Consider the following 16,990-nt stretch of genomic DNA (forward strand, 5'->3'; position numbering starts at 1 on the left):
GGATAGTTCGCGCAGCAATCGACCACGGTTGCGGCGACCGCGATCACTCAGGCTGCCAGGCCCGAGACCTCGCCGGACGCCGGTGCGGCGGCCGGGCGCAGCGGCAGTCCGAGGGTGACTCGCATTGCGGTAGTTGCCATTTCCACCATGCCGCGCCAATGTGCCGGGGACAGCGCGACCGACCAGACGGTCTTGGTTGTGGGTTCGGTAAGAGTCTTCCCGGCCAGCCGATCGGCCAGCCAGTCCAGGCTCATCGGGGTCGCCAGCGGCAGCAGTGAGAAATGCTCGCTGAGGCGATCGCGGACGTACCAGACCGCCGCGCCGCCCGCCCGGTACCGCTCGACCTGACCGTCGATGCCCGCGGCGTCGATGACCTGGTCGTGCACCGGCTGCACCACCAGCACCGGGCACGCGGGCGTGCGATTGCCCAGGCGCAGCTCGTCGAACATGTCCTCGAGATCCGGCAGGATCTCCGCCAGCGGACGCCGCAGATAGTCGTCCATGCGGCGGCCCACCAGCAGCGGCAGCACCGCGATCGGGCCCAGGGAGCGGGCGCGGTCCAGCAGGCGACGGCCCTCGGGGGTGAAGTCGCGGCGCACCACCTCGGCCAGGGCCGGGTAGACCTGCTGCAGCGCGGCGATCACGATCGCCGGAAAGCCCGCGAACAGGCCGCCGTTCAGGTTCAGGAACACGTGGCGGGGATCACCGACCGGCGCGCCCAGCACCGCCCCGACGATATTCAGCTCGGGCGCGTACTCGGGAGCCATCTCCACCAGCCACGAACTGGCCATGCCGCCACCGGAATAGCCCCACACGCCCACCCTGGTGTCCGGGCGCAGGCCGAGCGGCGCGAAACGCAGTGCGGCGCGGACACCGTCGAGGCCGCGGTAGCCGGGCTCGCGCGCCACGCCGAAATTCCCCTGCGGCCCTTCATGATCGGCGATGCTGACCGCCCACCCGCGGCGCAGCGCGTTCGCGACCAGCAGCCATTCGAGCTGGGTGATGGAGCCGGGGGACAGGGCGCCGCGCTGCAGCGCGTAGGACGGGGCGCAGCGGTCGGTCACGGCGTCCATGGCGGTCTGGAAGGCCAGCAGCGGGCGCTCCGCATCCGGTTCGGCGCCCTCGGGCAGCAGCACGGTGGTGACCGCGACCTCGGGCCGGCCGTGCAGATCCTGGCTGCGGTACAGCAGCTGCCAGGCCGTCACGTGTTGCGGCACCAGGCCGAACAGCGCGATGTCGACCGGACGGCTGCGCAGAATCGTGCCCGCCGCGTGGCGGGCGAACCCGCGCGGCGGATGGAAGAAGGGGTCCCGGCCGGGCGGCAGCGGGCGGCTGCTCGGCCGCCCGGCCGCTGCCGGTCGTAGTGTCCCTTTCGGGCCCGGTGTCCCGGATGATTCGATGACGTCCGCATTGACGGTCATCGCCACCTCCCCTCGTCGCGCCCGGCCGTGGACCGAGAGGGATCGCCGCAGCCGTGCATCGGCCCTGATGCCGACCGAATCGCCAGAGTAGGGCAATCGCAGGTGTCTGTGAAGAGCGGTTGCGCCGAATTGTGCGGGCGCACAGAAGGACCCGGACCGGTCTGCTTCCTCACCGCCCGACCAGCGCGTTTGTGATCCGAAATGCCCACGCGCCCAGGGGCTTCCGGCTAGGCTGCCCGCGTGCCGGTCGGGCGATCTCCGCGCATCCAGGTGACGGGCCGGGCCCGTGCGGGCAAAACCACCCTGCGACATGCACTGTCGCTGCTCACCGCTGAAGAAACCCGACCGGTCGACCAGCCCGGGCAACCGGACCCCGCACTCGACGCCGATCTCGTCCTCTATGTTCTCCCCGGACTGGCCGGCCACGCCGACCGCCGCCTGCTCGCCACCGTCCACCCGGACCGCACCCTTGTGGTACTCAACAAGGCCGATGCCATCGGCGTCCGCTGGCCCGACGCCGCCGCGGCGGCCGCCGACCTCACCGCTGAACTCGGTCTGCCCGTCTTCCCGGTGGTCGCGTCCCTCGCCGCGCGCACCCGCTCGGGCACCCTCACCGACGCCGACCTCCGCACCCTCCACCGCCATCGCGACCGCCCCGACCCACCCCTCACCCTCTCGCACGACCTCTTCACCGCTCCCGATCTCGCCCCCGACCTGGAATCCCGCCGAGCCCTCCTGGACCGCTGGGACCTCTTCGGCGTCTCCTGCGCCCTCGCGGCCCTCCGCCGCCACCCCGCCCTGCCTCCGCAGCTACTGCTGCAAATCCTCCACTGCGCCAGCGGAATAGACCCCCTCCACCACGAACTCCACCGCCGGTACGAGGCCGTCGCCGCCGCGCTCGGCGATTGATTCGCCCGGGGCCAAGCCGAATACGCCGCCGGATACGAATCAGCGGTGTTGATCCCCGAACCCCGCCCCGCTGACTCGCCGCCGCTGCACGGGCTCGAACTGCCGCCGTTGCAGCGGCCGGCCCCGGCCGATGTGGACCGGTCCGTCCGGGGCGGTGCACCCGTCGCCGAACCTCCCGCATCGCCGGCCGAGCTGCCCGCGGCGGTGGAAGCCGTTGTCATGCGCTGGAATCCGCACGGTCTGGCCCTGCTGCGGGCGATTGTCCCGGAGCCGCGGACCGGAGTCACCGCGATCGCGCTCCTCGGCGGCGACGAGTCGCACGCGGCGGCATTGCGGGTCGAGTTGGCTCGGTTCCAGCCGCGTATCGACCTCATCGTCGTCACAGCGGCCGGAGCCGGCGCCGAGGACGCCGATCCATCGGCCGCGACCGGCGCGGGACCCGGGGCGCGCCCGTGTCCGGTGGCGCTCGTCGTGCTCGACGCCGGGGCGCTGATCGGGGGCGAAATGCTGGCGCGGGTGCGGGCGCTGCGGGCGGACGGGACGCGGATCGTGTTCGCGCTGGATGGGATTCACGCGCATCGGCACTGGCGGGAGGTGCGGAAGCTGGATGTCGAGCTGCTGGCGAAGGCCGGTGGCGAGAGCGGGGCGGAGATCGTGCCGGTGTCGGCGCGGATGGCGGCGGTGGCGCGGGCGGCGGGGGATCCGGCGCTGCTGGACCGGTCGGGGGTGGGGCTGTTGCACGCGCGGCTGGTCGCGGCGGCCGGGGCGGGGGCGGTGGGGGATCAGGTGGCGATCGTGCGGGAGCGGGTGATGGCCGAGACGCGGCGGCGGATTCGGGCGCAGCTCGGGAAGCTGCGGGACGGCGGGGATGTGGCGGGGCTGCGGGAGGAGCGCGCGCGGCTGCGGGCGGTGAGTGACGGCGGGCGGGGCTCGGCCATGACGATCGTGCGGAATCGGCTGCAGTTGGCGCGAGTGGATCTGTTGCACGAGGTCGGAGCCAGAATCCGGGCACTGCACGGGGAGCTACGGGCCGAAATCGAACGCCTGCCGCGCAGCGCACACGCCGAATTTCCGCGGCATGTGAGCGATTCTGTGGAAAAACTCACACAGGAGACGGATCGGTCGATTCGCTCCAGGATCGGCGAATTGTGCCGTCAGGTCGAAGAATCCGTCGCGGAGGAATGGCATATATCTTTTCCGGCACCCGCGGAACGGGCGTCGAGGGCGGTTCCCGCGCCGGGTCCGCGGCTGCGAGGTGCGGAGGACCACCTGGTGATCGCGCTCGGCGCCTCGGCCGGCTTCGGACTGGGCCGGCTGGTGGTGGCTCCGCTGGCCCTGCTGCAGGCCTTCGACTTCGCGATCGTGCCGGTCAGTCTGCTCCTCGGTGCCGCCGCCGCGGGCTGGGTGGTGCGCGCCCGCCGGCACCTCGCCGATGGCGCTCACCTGCGGCAATGGGTGGCGGACGCGCTGGTCGACGCCCGGGCGCAGCTGGAACAGCGGGTCGCCACGGCCCTGGTCGACGCCGAGGAACGGCTCACCGACGAGGTGCTCGGCAGTGCCACCGCGCGCATGGTGGAAACCGATCTGCGGGTCGGTGAATTGGAGGCGCAATTGCGGCAGGCGGCCCAGCGGCGCCCCGCTTTACTGCTGGCATGCGACCGTGACCTGGCCGCACTTGAATTCGCTCAGCGCCTGGTCGGAGGTTTCGACCCGGTACCGAGTGGACAACCCGATTCCGTACACCCCGATATATGGCGTTAACCTCTATGGCAGGAACCAGGGCATCCGTTGCGTTCTTGTACGCGCGTCCAGCCGGTACGGGCAAGCGTCGAGACCAGTGGGAGCCCTGCCGCAATTGGTGGCACTCGGTGTCGCGAGCCGTGGTCCTCGGCTCGATGACCTCGGGGCCGCCCATCTCAGGAGAGTTTTCATGACCTCAGCGACCATTCCTGGTCTTCACGATGGCACCGCGCCCACCGAGCACAAGGAACTGCTTGCCTGGGTACAGGAGGTCGCAGAACTCACCCAGCCCGACCGCGTGGTCTGGTCGGACGGTTCCGACGAGGAGTGGGACGCCCTCACCACCAAGCTGGTCGAGGCGGGCACCTTCAAGAAGCTGAACGAGAGCAAGAAGCCCAACTCGTTCCTCGCACTCTCCGACCCCTCCGACGTCGCCCGCGTCGAGTCCCGCACCTACATCTGCTCGAAGACCGAGGCCGACGCCGGTCCGACCAACAACTGGGTCGACCCGGCCGAGATGCGCGCCACCATGACCGAGCTGTACCGCGGCTCCATGAAGGGCCGCACCATGTACGTGGTGCCCTTCTGCATGGGCCCGCTGGGCGCCGAGGACCCGAAGCTGGGCGTCGAGATCACCGACTCCGAGTACGTCGTGGTGTCGATGCGCGTGATGACCCGCGCCGGCAAGGCCGCCCTGGAGAAGCTCGGCGCCGACCGGCCGTTCGTGAAGGCGCTGCACTCGCTGGGCGCGCCGCTGGCCGAGGGCCAGGCCGACGTGCCGTGGCCGTGCAACGACACCAAGTACATCACCCACTTCCCCGAGGACCGCGAAATCTGGTCCTACGGTTCGGGTTACGGCGGCAACGCGCTGCTGGGCAAGAAGTGCTACTCGCTGCGCATCGCCTCGGCCATGGCGCACGACGAGGGCTGGCTGGCCGAGCACATGCTCATCCTCAAGCTGATCTCGCCGGAGAACAAGGCGTACTACGTGGCCGCCGCGTTCCCGTCGGCCTGCGGTAAGACCAACCTCGCCATGATCCAGCCGACCATTCCGGGCTGGCGCGCCGAGACCCTCGGCGACGACATCGCGTGGATGCGTTTCGGCCAGGACGGGCAACTCTATGCCGTCAACCCGGAGTTCGGCTTCTTCGGCGTCGCGCCGGGCACCAACCACTCCTCCAACCCCAACGCGATGGCCACCATCGACGCGGGCAACACCGTCTACACCAATGTCGCGCTGACCGACGACGGCGACGTGTGGTGGGAGGGCCTGGAGGGCCAGCCCGATCACCTGATCGACTGGAAGGGCAACGACTGGTACGAGCGCGAGTCGGAAACCCTGGCCGCGCACCCGAACTCGCGCTACTGCACCCCGATGTCGCAGTGCCCGACCCTGGCCCCCGAGTGGGACGACCCGCAGGGCGTGCCGATCTCGGCCATCCTCTTCGGCGGCCGCCGCAAGACCACCGTCCCGCTGGTGACCGAGTCCTTCGACTGGCAGCACGGCGTGTTCATGGGCGCCACCCTGTCCTCGGAGCAGACCGCCGCCGCCGAGGGCAAGGTCGGCACCGTGCGCCGCGACCCGATGGCCATGATCCCGTTCATGGGCTATCACGTGGGTGACTACATCGGCCACTGGATCAACCTCGGCAAGAACGCCGACGCCCAGAAGCTGCCGAAGATCTTCTACGTCAACTGGTTCCGCCGCGGCGAGGACGGCCGCTTCCTGTGGCCCGGATTCGGCGAGAACTCCCGCGTGCTGGAGTGGATCGTCAACCGCATCGAGGGCACCGCGGAGGCCGAGGCCACCCCGATCGGCAATGTCCCCACCGCCGCCAACCTCGACCTCGAGGGCCTGGACGTGAACACCGCCGACGTCGACGAGGCGCTCGCGGTCAACGTCGAGGAGTGGAAGCGGGAGATCCCGCTGATCGAGGAGTGGTTCGAGTTCATCGGCGACAAGCTGCCCTCCGGCATCCGCGACGAGTTCGAGGCCCTGAAGCAGCGTCTCGCCTAGGGGCATGACGAAAACGGCTCGCCCGCACTGAGAGTGCGGGCGAGCCGTTTGTGTTATGGGACGGGACGACTGATTTCGGGTGGCGAGGGTAACTCGCCGGGTACACCCGAAATTGTGTCGGCTCGTAACCGCCGGCACGGGTGCACGTCTGGAAACGGCACCCGAGCCGCCGGCTAAAGGCTCGCGGAGGCGGGCGGCATGAGCAGGGACTTCTGCTCGCAGTAGGCGTCGAGGCCCTCGGGGCCGTTCTCGCGGCCGATGCCGGAGGTCTTGTAGCCGCCGAAGGGGGCGCAGGGGTCGAAGGCGTACCAGTTGATGGCGTAGGTGCCGGTGCGGACCTTGGCCGCGATGGCGGCGCCGTGTTCGATGTCGGTGGTCCAGACCGAGCCGGCGAGGCCGTAGTCGCTGTCGTTGGCGATGGCGACGGCCTCCTCCTCGGTGTCGTAGGGGAGGACCGAGAGGACCGGGCCGAAGATCTCCTCGCGGGCGATGGTCATGGCGTTGGTGACGTCGGCGAAGACGGTGGGGCGGACGTACCAGCCGGGGAGGTCGGCGGGGCGGTCGCCGCCCAGGATCAGGCGCGCGCCCTCGTCCTGGCCCTTGGCGATGTAGCCCTCGACGCGCTCGCGCTGCTTCTCCGAGATGAGCGGGCCCAGTTGGGCATTGGGGTCGTCGGGCAGGCCGACCGGGAGCAGGCCCACGGAAGCGGTGAGGGCGTCGAGGATTTCGTCGTAGCGGCCGCGCGGGGCGAGGATGCGGGTCTGGGCCACGCAGGCCTGGCCGCTGTTCATCAGGCCCGCGAAGGCGAGCTTGGGCATGTCGGCAATGTCCATGTCGGGCAACAGGATCGCGGCGGACTTGCCGCCCAGCTCCAGCGAGCAGCGCTTGAGCTGGCTGCCCGCGATGGCGGCGATCTTGCGGCCGACCGCGGTACTGCCGGTGAAGGTGACCTTGTCCACGCCCGGGTGGGAGACCAGGTATTCGGCGGCGTCGGCCTCGGCGGGCAGCACCGACAGCACACCCTCGGGCAGGCCGGCCTCGGCGAAGATGTCGGCGAGCAGGTTGGCGGCCAGCGGGGTGAGCGGTGCGGGCTTGAGGACGACGCTGCAGCCGGCCAGCAGGGCGGGCGCGAGCTTGTTGACGGCCAGGAAGAGCGGGACATTCCAGGCGATCACGGCGGCGACCACGCCGACCGGTTCGCGGGAGACCCGGGTGGTGCCGAACAGGCCGGTGCGAGATTCGGTCCAGGGGAAGGACTTTCCGAGCCCGGCGTAGAAGTCGAGGGTGGCGCGGGCGGGGACGTAGTTGAGGGTGCTCGCGGCCAGGGCGGGCGCGCCCATCTCGGCGGAGAGGGCGGCGGTGAGGTCGCCGGCCTTCTGATCGAGCAGGGCGACGACGCGGGTCAGCAGGGCGGCGCGCTCCTCCGGCGGGGTGGCCGGCCAGGGTCCGCTGTCGAAGGCCCGGCGGGCCGCGGCGACCGCGGCGTCGACGTCGGCGCGGGTGACGACGGGCACGCTGCCGACGGTTTCCAGGGTTGCGGGCGAGACGACGGGCAGGGTGTCGGCGCCGGCCGGCGCGGTCCAGCGGCCACCGATGAACAGACTCTGGTACTCCATGAGAACACGTTACAGTTTTGCGCTCGGTGCTGTCCCCCGCATGTGGGGCAAATGTCCCGCTGACCGGGATCTTCTTTGAAATTGGACTCCTCGGTTTCTAAGTCGTCCGGTTACCGGCGCGGCGAAACCTGATTCGGATTCGGGGTTGCCCGGCAGTGGCCTATGCTCGGCTCGGTACGCCTTTCTCCACCAATCCGGTCGGTTGCTATCTAATAGCTCTTCGAAAGGTAGATCCCCGCATGTCCGATGTGCGCCTCGACGACTTCCTGCTCGGTGAGCTGTCCGATGTCGATTCACCGGATACCAGCACTCCCATGCAGCGGGCTGCGGGTCAGTTGCAGCGGGTGCTGCCGCCGGGGTGGCGCGTCGAGGTGGTGGAGGCGACCTATCCGACGGTCCGGAAGGGGCAACCCGTCCTGCGACTTCGATTGCCCAAGGACTGATCCGCTCCGGATGTGCAGGGGTGTAAGTCATTCCGCATCCTTGCGGCAAACTGGTAGCAGTCCGCAATATCGAATTCCAACCTGTTGGTTCGCTTTTCGCCGAACGCACTATTGCATTCGGCAGCCGCAGCGAGCATGCTTTATAGCTACCGTGGATAGCTCGCTCGATTCATGAACCGTTACCGCACAGGGGAGTCCGAGTCATGGCGGTGCAAGTGGTCGGCAGATCGCTGATGACCAGCGATCTCACGCCGCATCAGGCGAAAAGCGTCGGCGCAGGCGGTTGGGTGGTGTCCTTCCTGCCGGGCCGGACCCTGACCACCGAGCAAGCCGCCGCCGCATTACAGGCGGCCGAAGCGGTTGCCACCGTGAACGCCCTCGCCGGTCAGGTCGGCCTGACCGCCTTGGAGACGGTCGGGTTGGCTACCCAGGAGTCACCGTGGGGCGAACCCGAACCCTGCACCGGTCTACGCCGGATCTGGCGGCGCGGATTCTCCATACGCTGACCGCGGCAGCTTGGTCGCCACCACCACCAGGTTGCTGACCAGCAGCTCCCGCAGTAGCGGGACGTGCACCATCCACCAGGCCCAGCGCGGGTGATAGCGCGGGAACACCGCGAGAATCCCGATGTCGTCCGGAGTTTCGCGCGCCCACCGCACCCCCTCGGCAGCCCGCACCGCGAACAGCGAACGCCCGAAACGGTTCTTCGGCTCCCGCCCGTGCGTGCGCCGATACCGCCGCGCCGCGTACTCCCCGCCCAGGTAATGCCACGGCCCGGTCTCGTGGCCGCCGAACGGCCCGTGCCACACCGTGTACGAAAAGACCATGAGGCCACCGGGTTTGGTGACCCGCAGCATCTCAGCGGCCATCACCCACGGCTGCGGCACGTGCTCGGCCACATTCGAGGAGATGCAGATCTCCACCGCGTCATCGCGGAACGGCAGCGCCATCCCCGACCCGCGCACCGAGCCCGCGACCCGCAGACCGGCCGCGTGCATCTCCGACGGATCCGGCTCCACCGGCAGATAGCGAGCCCCCGCCCGGCCGAACTCTTCCGCGAAATAGCCCGGACCGCCGCCCACATCCAGCACGATCGTCCCGCGCAGCGACTTCCCGGTCAGATCCCGGTAGAAGTCCGACACCAGATCGGCGGTATCGGCCGCCACCCCGCCGTAGAACACGGCCGGATCGGACTGCTCGAACCGGAAACTGCTCAGCAGCCGTAGCGACCGGCGCAGCGTCGCCCGGCGGGCGAATCGCGGGCGACGCGGTCTGGTCTGATCGGCTCGAAGCACGGCGGCAAGTTTCGCACAGCCGCGCACCGGCCCGGACACCCGCTCACAACCTCGCACCGCGGCATCGATTCGCGGCACGCGCAGGTCGGATGACCACTGCTGGCCCGGAACGGGCGGGCGCGCTATATGGTGGAGCCCATTGTCCGCCTGTCCCCGACCGACCCTGACCCCCTGGAGATCCGCCCGTGCGTGAAGTGCTGCTGCTGTGCTGGCGCGACACCGGGCATCCGCAGGGCGGCGGGAGTGAGCGGTATCTCGAGCAGGTCGGGGCACAGCTGGCCGCACGCGGTGTCAAGGTCACGCTGCGGACCGCGGGCTATCCCGGTGCGGCAAAGCGGGAGTCGATCGACGGCATCGAGATCAGCCGGGGCGGTGGGCGGTTCACGGTGTATCCGCGGGCGCTGGCGGCCATCGCGCTGGGCCGGTTCGGGATCGGCCCGCTCAAGGGATTGCGGCCCGACGCGGTCATCGACACCCAGAACGGCATCCCCTTCTTCGCCCGGGCCGCGACGGCAGTGCCGACCGTGGTGCTCGTGCATCACGGGCACCGCGAGCAGTGGCCGGTGGCTGGGCGGCTGGTCGGGCGGATCGGCTGGTGGATCGAATCGCGAGTGTCGCCGCGTGTGCACCGCGGCAATCAGTACCTGACGGTTTCGCTGCCGTCGGCCGAGGAGCTGACCGCGCTCGGGGTGGCCGGGACGCGGATCGCGGTGGTGCGCAATGGCGCCGAACCGATTCCCGCGCAGGTGCCGGCCGGCGACGACGCCACCCGCACCGCGCACCCCAGCATCGTGGTGCTCTCGCGGCTGGTGCCGCACAAGCAGATCGAGGACGCCATGGCCGTGGTGGCCGGGCTGCGCGGGCGGATCCCGGGCCTGCACCTCGACGTGGTCGGCGACGGCTGGTGGGCCCCCAATCTGCGCGCCCACGCGCACGAGCTCGGGATCGCCGAGGCGGTCACCTTCCACGGCCACGTGGACGAGGACGAGAAACACCGGCTGCTGGGCCGCGCCTGGGTGCATGTGCTGCCCTCGCGCAAGGAGGGCTGGGGGCTGGCGGTCATCGAGGCGGCCCAGCATGGGGTGCCCACGGTCGGGTACCGCAGTTCACGCGGGCTCACCGACTCCATCGTGGACGGCGTGACCGGGCTGCTGGTCGACGATCCGGCCCAGCTCGTCGAGGCCGTGGGCGAACTGCTCGGCGATCCGGAATCCCGGATGGTGCTGGGGGAGAAGGCGCGGGCGCGGGCGCGGGAATTCTCCTGGGAACAGACCGGGAACGGCGTCTACGAGGTGCTGTCCGCGGTGACGCGCGGCGATCGGGTGAGCGGATTGATCGCGCCCGCGCGAGTGTGATTCGCGGGCATCGGAATTCGGCAAAGTCGCGACGCGTTTCTCCTATGGTTCATAGCATCGAGGCATGTGGATCATTCTCGTCATTGCGTTAGTCAGCATTGTCGTGATCGGGGTGGGATTCGCGCTCGGCTTCCCCCGGGACTGACCGCCGTGTGACGGAATGGATTGCGGCGGTGAGGAATCCGCCGGCCAGCAGCGCGGCCCACAGCAGATGCGCGGCGCCCGACACGCGGCGATTCGCGGCCGCGGCGTCGTGAGCGGCGATTTCGCCGGGTACCCGGTACAGCTGCACATCCCGGTCGGCGTAGACCGGATTCAACTGCGCCAGAGTCGTTTTCGATTCACCCATCGGTCCGGGCGTACCGCCCTCGACCAGCACCCAGCCGACCCCCAGCTCGGCCAGCCGGTTCGCGGATCCGCCCTGCAACAACAGGTTCTCCACCTTCCGGGCCCGCTCGCCCTCGCCGGACACCACGCCGCCGCGCACGGGAAGTTCGCCGGTTTGCAGCACATCTCGCTTCAGCATGCGCGGAGCCGGATCCAGGACCGGCGCACTTCCCGAATACCGGAACTTCCGGAACATCCCGCCCGGCAGCACCGCGACATCACCCGGCGCGTCGACCGCGCCGGCCACCCGCTGCCATCCGGCCGGATAATGCACCGGCCGCAGCGCGCCCCCGACTCCCCACGCCAGATCCGGCAGTGTGAGGAACAGGATCGCGAGGAAGAGCACTGCGGCCCCTCCGGTTCGCGCCCGCGGCGACGCGGCGCTCGCACCGTCCACGACCATGGTGGAAATCCAGCGCCCCACCACCCGGCATCCGGCGGCCGCGCACAGGACATACGCAGGAACGGCCAGCGCCACGAACTTCTGGGTATCCCGCAGCAGCCCGGCCCCCGGCACCCTCGTCACCAGAAACTCGCCCGCCGACAACCCCCACCCGGTAGCCCCCAGCGCGGGCAGCACGATCGCCGCCACCGCCAGCCAGACCAGCCGCCGCCGGGCAACCCGCGCCTCGTCGTGCCGCGGATCCCGGGAAGATCCACCATCCGGCACGCTGCCCCGTCCGGCCGTGTCGTTCGGAGGAACAATGGTGTGATCCGGGTCGTGGGCCGCTGTGCCCGAACGAGATTCGACGTCCGCATCCGGCACGCTGCCCGGTTCGGCTGTGTCGTCTGGCCGTACGCCGGTGCGATCCAGGTTGTGGGCCGCTGCGCCTGAACGGGATTCGGAGTCCGTGCCGGCGCCGAGGACCGCGCGTACGCCGGTTGCCACGAGAGCGAGCAGCAGCACGGTTGCGACCAGGGCGAAGAAGGTGGTGCGCGACCCGGGTACGGCGGTGCTGTTCCAGATGCCACCCAGACCGGCGAGGCTGCCGAGGGTGCCGAGCCAGGGTTCCGCGCGGGCCGCGAAGGCGGCGATGCCCGCCGGATCCGAGGGTTCCGCGCCCGCACCCGACAGTGCCGTCGCTGTCAGCCACGGGGCCGCCGACAGGATCCACAGTGCCGCCATGACAGGCAGATTCCGCTTGCCGACCAGCAGTAGTGCCACCAGCCCCGCGAGCAGCGATCCGGTCGGAGTGAGCCCCGCCGCGGCGAGAAACCCTGCCGGCCCGGCCCACGCACCGAGCCCGCCCGCCCGCCCGGCGGTTGCGGAGCGCGCACGTAAGCGAGTGGCGAGCAGGGCAATCCAGGGCAGCGCCGCATAACCGGTGAGGAGGCTCCAATGGCCCTGTAAAAGGCGCTCGGCCACATAGGGATTCCAGATGGCGACGGTCGCCGCCACCAGCTGTGGGCCCAGCGATACGCGGAGCAGGTCGCGGGCCAGGCAGGCCGCACCCCAGCCGGCCAGCCACAGCGCGGTCAGCAGTATCGCTTTGACGAGCAGGCCGCCGTCCACCACCGTCGATCCGACGGCGATCAGCGCGTCCTGCGGCACGGCGCGCGGCGCGGCATCGCCGAGCCCCAGCGCGGAATCGGTGAGATACGACCGCGGTGTACTGACCGCGTCCCGCAGCAGCAGGTATCCGGACCCGAGCAGTGGCCCCAGCACGATCAGCGCGAGCACCAGGCTGTACCCAGCGGGTACCAACCTGACCCAACCCCGCTCCCGGCCCTGCGAACTCACACCGGCACCCTACGTTCCGTTCGGCCCGAGTTCGGGGACCCGCGTTGGGTTCTCGGTCTCGTCGCGCGCGCCTCGCAGGGCCAGACCGGTGATCACCAGGGTCGTGAGGGCAGCCGTCGCCGTGGCGATGACGATCAGCGACAGCACCGAGTGCGCGCAGGTCAGCATGACCGCGATCCCCACGCCGAGCCCGACCCAGGTGATAGCGGCCGGTGCCGTCCGGTCGGCGGCGATCGCCGACAGCAGGGCGGCCTGCAGGACCGCCAGCAGCGCGCCCTCGAGCGCGAACAGCCACAGTAGTCCCTCGATCGGTGCGTAATCGCGCCCCGCGAACAACGGGGCCAGGGGCGCGGCCACCGCCGCCCCGAGGACCGTGACGGCCCCGATCCCCACCAGCACCGCCAGCGCCGACCGCACGGCGCGCACGGAGTGCTGCGGGTGCGCCATCTTCGGATACAGCACCACGCCGACCGCCTGCGGCAGCCAGAACGCGATCTTCGCGGCAATGGCCCCCAGCGCGTAGCGCCCGGCGTCGTTCTCGTCCAGGATGATTCGCGACACCAGCAGATCCGCCGCCGACAAAGCCGTCAAGGCCGCTTGCACCTGCACGGCCCGGAACACCGCCGCGACGCCGAGCCCCAAGGCCGCCGTCCGGCGCGGTGCCGCGGATCCGGAATCTGCTCCCGGAGGCGGGGCTACGGCCGGAACTTCCTCGGTGACAGCGGGACTCGACCAAGTCGGTGAGCCGGAGGTGCTGCCGTCGCTGGCGTTCGGCAGGGTCGCGCCAGCCTCGCGGCCGTGGCCGGTCAGCGCGCGATCGGCGATCCGCCGGGCCACGATCGCCGCCAGGGTCGCACCACCCGCGCCGGCCCACAGCGCGGGCGCCGAACCGAAACCGCAGGCCAGCACGATCAGGGCGGGCGTCACCCGGACGATCGTCGCTCCGCCCAGTACGGTGGCCAGCTCCCGGAACCGGCTGCGCCCCTGCAGGATTCCCTGCTCGCCCGCGAGCAGCACCAAGGCCGGCGCGGAAAACAGCGCACCCGCCGACGCCGCCACACCGACCTTCAGCACCGCGCCGACCACCGGAACCAGCACCAGCGCCACCACCGCGACCAGGCCGGCGCAGCGCGCGGTCAACTCTCGCGCGGCGCGCACCGGTGCACCCCGCACCACCTCCCGCGCGACCACGTTCTGCAGTGCGAGCGCGGGCACCGCGCACAGCATCTGCACCGCCAGCAGGCTCGCGAACGAGCTGTATCCCGACACCCCCAGCCATCGGCTGGCGAGCAGCTGCAGCAGGTATCCCGCCACGTTCGCGGTCATCGCCCCCGCCGTCACCAAGGTCAGGTCCTTGACCACGGGCAGACGGCGTACAACGGGCACGCCCGCAATGCTCCCATCCGTCTCGACCACCCCGGCCGCGCACCCCTGCGCCGCGCTCCCGCCCCTGTGCCGCCGCTATCGACCAGCGCGGGACCGTCAGCAGCACCTCGGGCGGAAACGGAAGCGGCCCAGCACCTTCACAGGTGCTGGGCCGCGGTGAACCGGGAGCCGCTAGGGCTTCTTGTTCATGTCGATCTGCTGGGTCGGGGCGTCGAAGTTGCCGGGACCGCCGGACGGGGCCGGGGCGACGCGGCGGACCGGGGTGCGCCCGTTGCCGTTCTTGCCGAGGAAGCCGAGCAGCAGGCCGACGATCAGGAACACCAGGGCGAGGACGCCGAGGATGATCGGCAGGATGCGGCCGTACAGCGACAGCTTGTCGATGTTGTCCTTGGCCACCGAGATCTGCGACTCGATGGTGTTCTCGTCGAATACCAGGGTCGACTTCAGGGCGGTCACCTCGGGCTTGTCACCACTGCGGGCGTAGAACAGGTGAATCTGCTCCTGGCCCTTGATGACGGTGCCGGTCCGCGGCTCGACCCACAGGTCGCGGGTGTTGGTGTAGAAGCGCGCCATGGTGACGTCGCCGTCGCCCTCCACGCCCCACTTCTCGGCGGGCAGGGTCAGCTTGTTGGTCGGCGAGTTGGCGACGGTGGAGAGATCGGTGACCGGCACGGCCATCTGGAAGTGGTAGACCTTCAGATTGTTGATCTCGGTCTCTTCGACGTAGTTGATGTCGTAGGTCTTGCGCACGTTCAGATCGAAGTACGGGTAGGTCTTCTTGTCCGTGCCGATCGGGAAGCGGTACTGGAGGCCGGTGTGCTGCACCGGGTCCATCACGCTCTCGCCCTTCTTGTCGACCGTCACGCCGATCGCACCGTTGGGGCCGCCGTCCACCGACTCCACCGGCTCACCGGTCTTGCGGTCCACGGTGACGCGGTCGATGGTCGCGGTCAGCAGGCCGGTGTCGCCCTGCTTGTCGGTGCGGCGCAGGGTCTGACCGGCCTGGATGGTCATTTCCGAAGCGTCCGACGGGTCTTCGACGGTGAGGAAGCGCTGCGAGACGAGCGGGACGTTCTGGTCCACCTTCGCCGAGCCCGTTCCCGAGGTCAGCGACTTGGAGTCCAGCACCTCACTGGGAGCGCCGTTCTGCGGATTGGTCGCGACGGTCGTGATCTCCAGGTCCAGCGGGGTCTTCGCCAGCCGACTGACCGTATAGGTGGGGACCATGATCGCGGCGACGAGCAGCATCGCACCGAGCCCCACGAGTACGCAGGCCACCGTCCTTCTGGTACCGGCACTGAGTGCCATGCAGGTTCTCCTCGTCGTCGAACACGTGTTTCCTCCAGTACTGCGGTCGCCGCGCAGCACTCGTGAGCCCAGACACTAACAGTCCGAGCGGTCCCAGAGTGTGGCCGAGGCCGGAAAACTCCCCGAAATAGCCGCCCGGTGCGGTCGTGCGGCGGCGGCCGGGCGCTCGGGCGAACGGCGACAGGGCAGACTGGGGCGCGATGACGACCACCCTGAATCCCGAGACGAACCCGATCCCGGCCGAGCCGCCCGCGGCCCGTCTGGGTCGCTTCGTTCCGGCACTCGAGGGCATGCGTGCGCTGGCGGCGCTGGGGGTGGTGCTCACCCACGTGGCCTTCCAGACCGGCGCCACCGGGCAGCCGGTGCTGGGCCGGGTGTGGGAGCGATTCGACATGGCGGTCGCGGTGTTCTTCGCGCTGTCGGGATTCCTGCTGTGGCGCCCGCACGCCGCCGCGGCCCGGGGACAGGGTCGCGCGCCGAGCGCCGGACGATATCTACTGCATCGCGCGGCCCGTATCCTGCCCGCCTACTGGGTGGTCGTGGGCGTGGTGCTGATCCTGCTGCCCAGCGCGGCGCACACCGCGGGGTTGCGGGTGTGGCTGTCGAATCTCGGTCTGCTGCAGGTGTTCGTGCCCTTCACCCTGACCGACGGACTCACCCAGATGTGGAGCCTCTCGGTGGAAGTCGCCTTCTACCTTGTGCTTCCGCTGCTGGCGTTCGCCCTGGTCTGGTTGCGCGGGCAACGGGCGCGGCTGCGGGTGCCGGTGGTGCTGGGGCTGGGATTGCTGTGCCTGGGCTGGAACTTCCTGCCGGTGCCCACACCCGAGGGCATTCACGCCGACAACTGGCTGCCGGGCTATCTGCCGTGGTTCGCGGCGGGCATGCTGCTGGCCGAACTCGCCGACCTGCCCGCCCCGCGCTGGCGGCGGGTGGCCGGGAACCAGTGGCTGATGTGGCCGCTCGCGTTCGTGGCCATGCTGCTGGCGGCCACCGATCTGGCGGGTCCGGCGGGTCTCGTGCACGGGCAGCCGTGGCAGTACGTCATGAAGATGGCGCTCGGCGCGGTCATCGGGTTCGGCCTGCTGGCCCCGCTGGTGCTGCGGCCCGATCGGCGGCACCGGGTGCTGGAGGGCCGGGTCGCCGCGACGCTCGGACGCTGGTCGTATGGCATCTTCATCTGGCATCTCGCCGTGCTGTCGATCATCTTCCCGGTGTTCGGCATCGTGCCGTTCCACGGGCATTTCGTGGCGGTCTACCTGCTGACCGTGGCCTTCACGCTGCCGCTGGCGGCCGCCAGCTACGCCCTCGTCGAGGAACCCGTCCGGCAGTGGATGCGCCGCCGCTCCGGTTGAGCGGCAGCACGATTCATCGG

General features: G+C 70.2%; 13 protein-coding genes. 7 read left to right on the forward strand and 6 right to left on the reverse strand.

Features of this window, described 5'->3' with window-relative positions:
• Positions 1–47: 47 nt before the first annotated feature.
• Positions 48–1,421 (reverse strand): lipase family protein, encoded by a 1,374-nt coding sequence (locus ABZV44_RS25885; RefSeq protein ID WP_354841200.1) that lies wholly within the window; start codon positions 1,419–1,421, stop codon positions 48–50.
• Between the two features lie 240 nt (positions 1,422–1,661).
• Between ABZV44_RS25885 and ABZV44_RS25890 the strand changes: the two genes are divergently transcribed.
• The 3 genes from ABZV44_RS25890 to ABZV44_RS25900 all read left to right on the forward strand — a co-directional run bounded on the left by ABZV44_RS25890 (position 1,662) and on the right by ABZV44_RS25900 (position 6,087).
• Positions 1,662–2,330 carry a hypothetical protein gene (locus ABZV44_RS25890; RefSeq protein WP_354841203.1) on the forward strand — a complete coding sequence of 223 codons (669 nt, stop codon included), beginning with the start codon at positions 1,662–1,664 and terminating at the stop codon, positions 2,328–2,330.
• Between the two features lie 45 nt (positions 2,331–2,375).
• The gene (locus tag ABZV44_RS25895; protein WP_354841206.1) at positions 2,376–4,091 is read left to right on the forward strand and encodes a hypothetical protein; all 1,716 of its coding nucleotides are present in this window, start codon (positions 2,376–2,378) and stop codon (positions 4,089–4,091) included.
• Between the two features lie 169 nt (positions 4,092–4,260).
• Entirely contained in the window at positions 4,261–6,087 is a 1,827-nt protein-coding gene (locus ABZV44_RS25900) for a phosphoenolpyruvate carboxykinase (GTP) (RefSeq protein WP_354841208.1), read from the forward strand.
• A 173-nt stretch (positions 6,088–6,260) separates the two neighbouring features.
• Here the strand turns inward: ABZV44_RS25900 and ABZV44_RS25905 are convergent, their stop codons facing one another.
• Entirely contained in the window at positions 6,261–7,703 is a 1,443-nt protein-coding gene (locus ABZV44_RS25905; protein ID WP_354841211.1) for an aldehyde dehydrogenase, read from the reverse strand.
• Between the two features lie 239 nt (positions 7,704–7,942).
• Here ABZV44_RS25905 and ABZV44_RS25910 point away from each other — a divergent pair, with 239 nt between their 5' ends.
• A complete protein-coding gene (locus ABZV44_RS25910) occupies positions 7,943–8,146 on the forward strand; it encodes a hypothetical protein (RefSeq protein WP_354841214.1) in 204 nt (67 codons plus the stop codon).
• Between the two features lie 203 nt (positions 8,147–8,349).
• The gene (locus ABZV44_RS25915) at positions 8,350–8,652 is read left to right on the forward strand and encodes a hypothetical protein (RefSeq protein WP_354841217.1); all 303 of its coding nucleotides are present in this window, start codon (positions 8,350–8,352) and stop codon (positions 8,650–8,652) included.
• Here ABZV44_RS25915 and ABZV44_RS25920 read toward each other — a convergent pair.
• Positions 8,614–9,441, reverse strand: a complete 828-nt coding sequence (locus tag ABZV44_RS25920; RefSeq protein WP_354841220.1) for a class I SAM-dependent methyltransferase — start codon at positions 9,439–9,441, stop codon at positions 8,614–8,616. The genes ABZV44_RS25915 and ABZV44_RS25920 overlap by 39 nt on opposite strands.
• Positions 9,442–9,626: 185 nt before the next feature.
• Between ABZV44_RS25920 and ABZV44_RS25925 the strand changes: the two genes are divergently transcribed.
• Positions 9,627–10,796, forward strand: a complete 1,170-nt coding sequence (locus tag ABZV44_RS25925; protein ID WP_354841222.1) for a glycosyltransferase family 4 protein — start codon at positions 9,627–9,629, stop codon at positions 10,794–10,796.
• Positions 10,797–10,884: 88 nt separating this feature from the next.
• Here ABZV44_RS25925 and ABZV44_RS25930 read toward each other — a convergent pair whose 3' ends face one another.
• The 3 genes from ABZV44_RS25930 to ABZV44_RS25940 form a co-directional block, all read right to left on the reverse strand.
• Positions 10,885–12,849 (reverse strand): hypothetical protein, encoded by a 1,965-nt coding sequence (locus tag ABZV44_RS25930; protein WP_354841354.1) that lies wholly within the window; start codon positions 12,847–12,849, stop codon positions 10,885–10,887.
• A gap of 84 nt (positions 12,850–12,933) precedes the next feature.
• Positions 12,934–14,250 (reverse strand): polysaccharide biosynthesis protein, encoded by a 1,317-nt coding sequence (locus tag ABZV44_RS25935; protein WP_354841357.1) that lies wholly within the window; start codon positions 14,248–14,250, stop codon positions 12,934–12,936.
• Between the two features lie 231 nt (positions 14,251–14,481).
• Positions 14,482–15,618 (reverse strand): DUF3068 domain-containing protein, encoded by a 1,137-nt coding sequence (locus ABZV44_RS25940; protein ID WP_354841225.1) that lies wholly within the window; start codon positions 15,616–15,618, stop codon positions 14,482–14,484.
• A 200-nt stretch (positions 15,619–15,818) separates the two neighbouring features.
• Between ABZV44_RS25940 and ABZV44_RS25945 the strand changes: the two genes are divergently transcribed.
• Complete coding sequence (locus tag ABZV44_RS25945) at positions 15,819–16,970, forward strand: acyltransferase (RefSeq protein ID WP_354841229.1); 1,152 nt, start codon at positions 15,819–15,821, stop codon at positions 16,968–16,970.
• Positions 16,971–16,990: the final 20 nt, after the last annotated feature.

Origin of the sequence: Nocardia sp. NPDC004860, from assembly GCF_040609015.1 — a bacterium.
In the GTDB taxonomy this organism is placed as follows: Bacteria; Actinomycetota; Actinomycetes; order Mycobacteriales; family Mycobacteriaceae; genus Nocardia.

Coding starts and splice junctions, on each gene's coding strand:
- ABZV44_RS25885 (WP_354841200.1), bottom strand. CDS start 1,421: ATGACCGTCAATGCGGACGTCATCGAATCATCCGGGACACCGGGCCCG.
- ABZV44_RS25900 (WP_354841208.1), top strand. CDS start 4,261: ATGACCTCAGCGACCATTCCTGGTCTTCACGATGGCACCGCGCCCACC.
- ABZV44_RS25905 (WP_354841211.1), bottom strand. CDS start 7,703: ATGGAGTACCAGAGTCTGTTCATCGGTGGCCGCTGGACCGCGCCGGCC.
- ABZV44_RS25910 (WP_354841214.1), top strand. CDS start 7,943: ATGTCCGATGTGCGCCTCGACGACTTCCTGCTCGGTGAGCTGTCCGAT.
- ABZV44_RS25915 (WP_354841217.1), top strand. CDS start 8,350: ATGGCGGTGCAAGTGGTCGGCAGATCGCTGATGACCAGCGATCTCACG.
- ABZV44_RS25935 (WP_354841357.1), bottom strand. CDS start 14,250: ATGACCGCGAACGTGGCGGGATACCTGCTGCAGCTGCTCGCCAGCCGA.
- ABZV44_RS25940 (WP_354841225.1), bottom strand. CDS start 15,618: ATGGCACTCAGTGCCGGTACCAGAAGGACGGTGGCCTGCGTACTCGTG.
- ABZV44_RS25945 (WP_354841229.1), top strand. CDS start 15,819: ATGACGACCACCCTGAATCCCGAGACGAACCCGATCCCGGCCGAGCCG.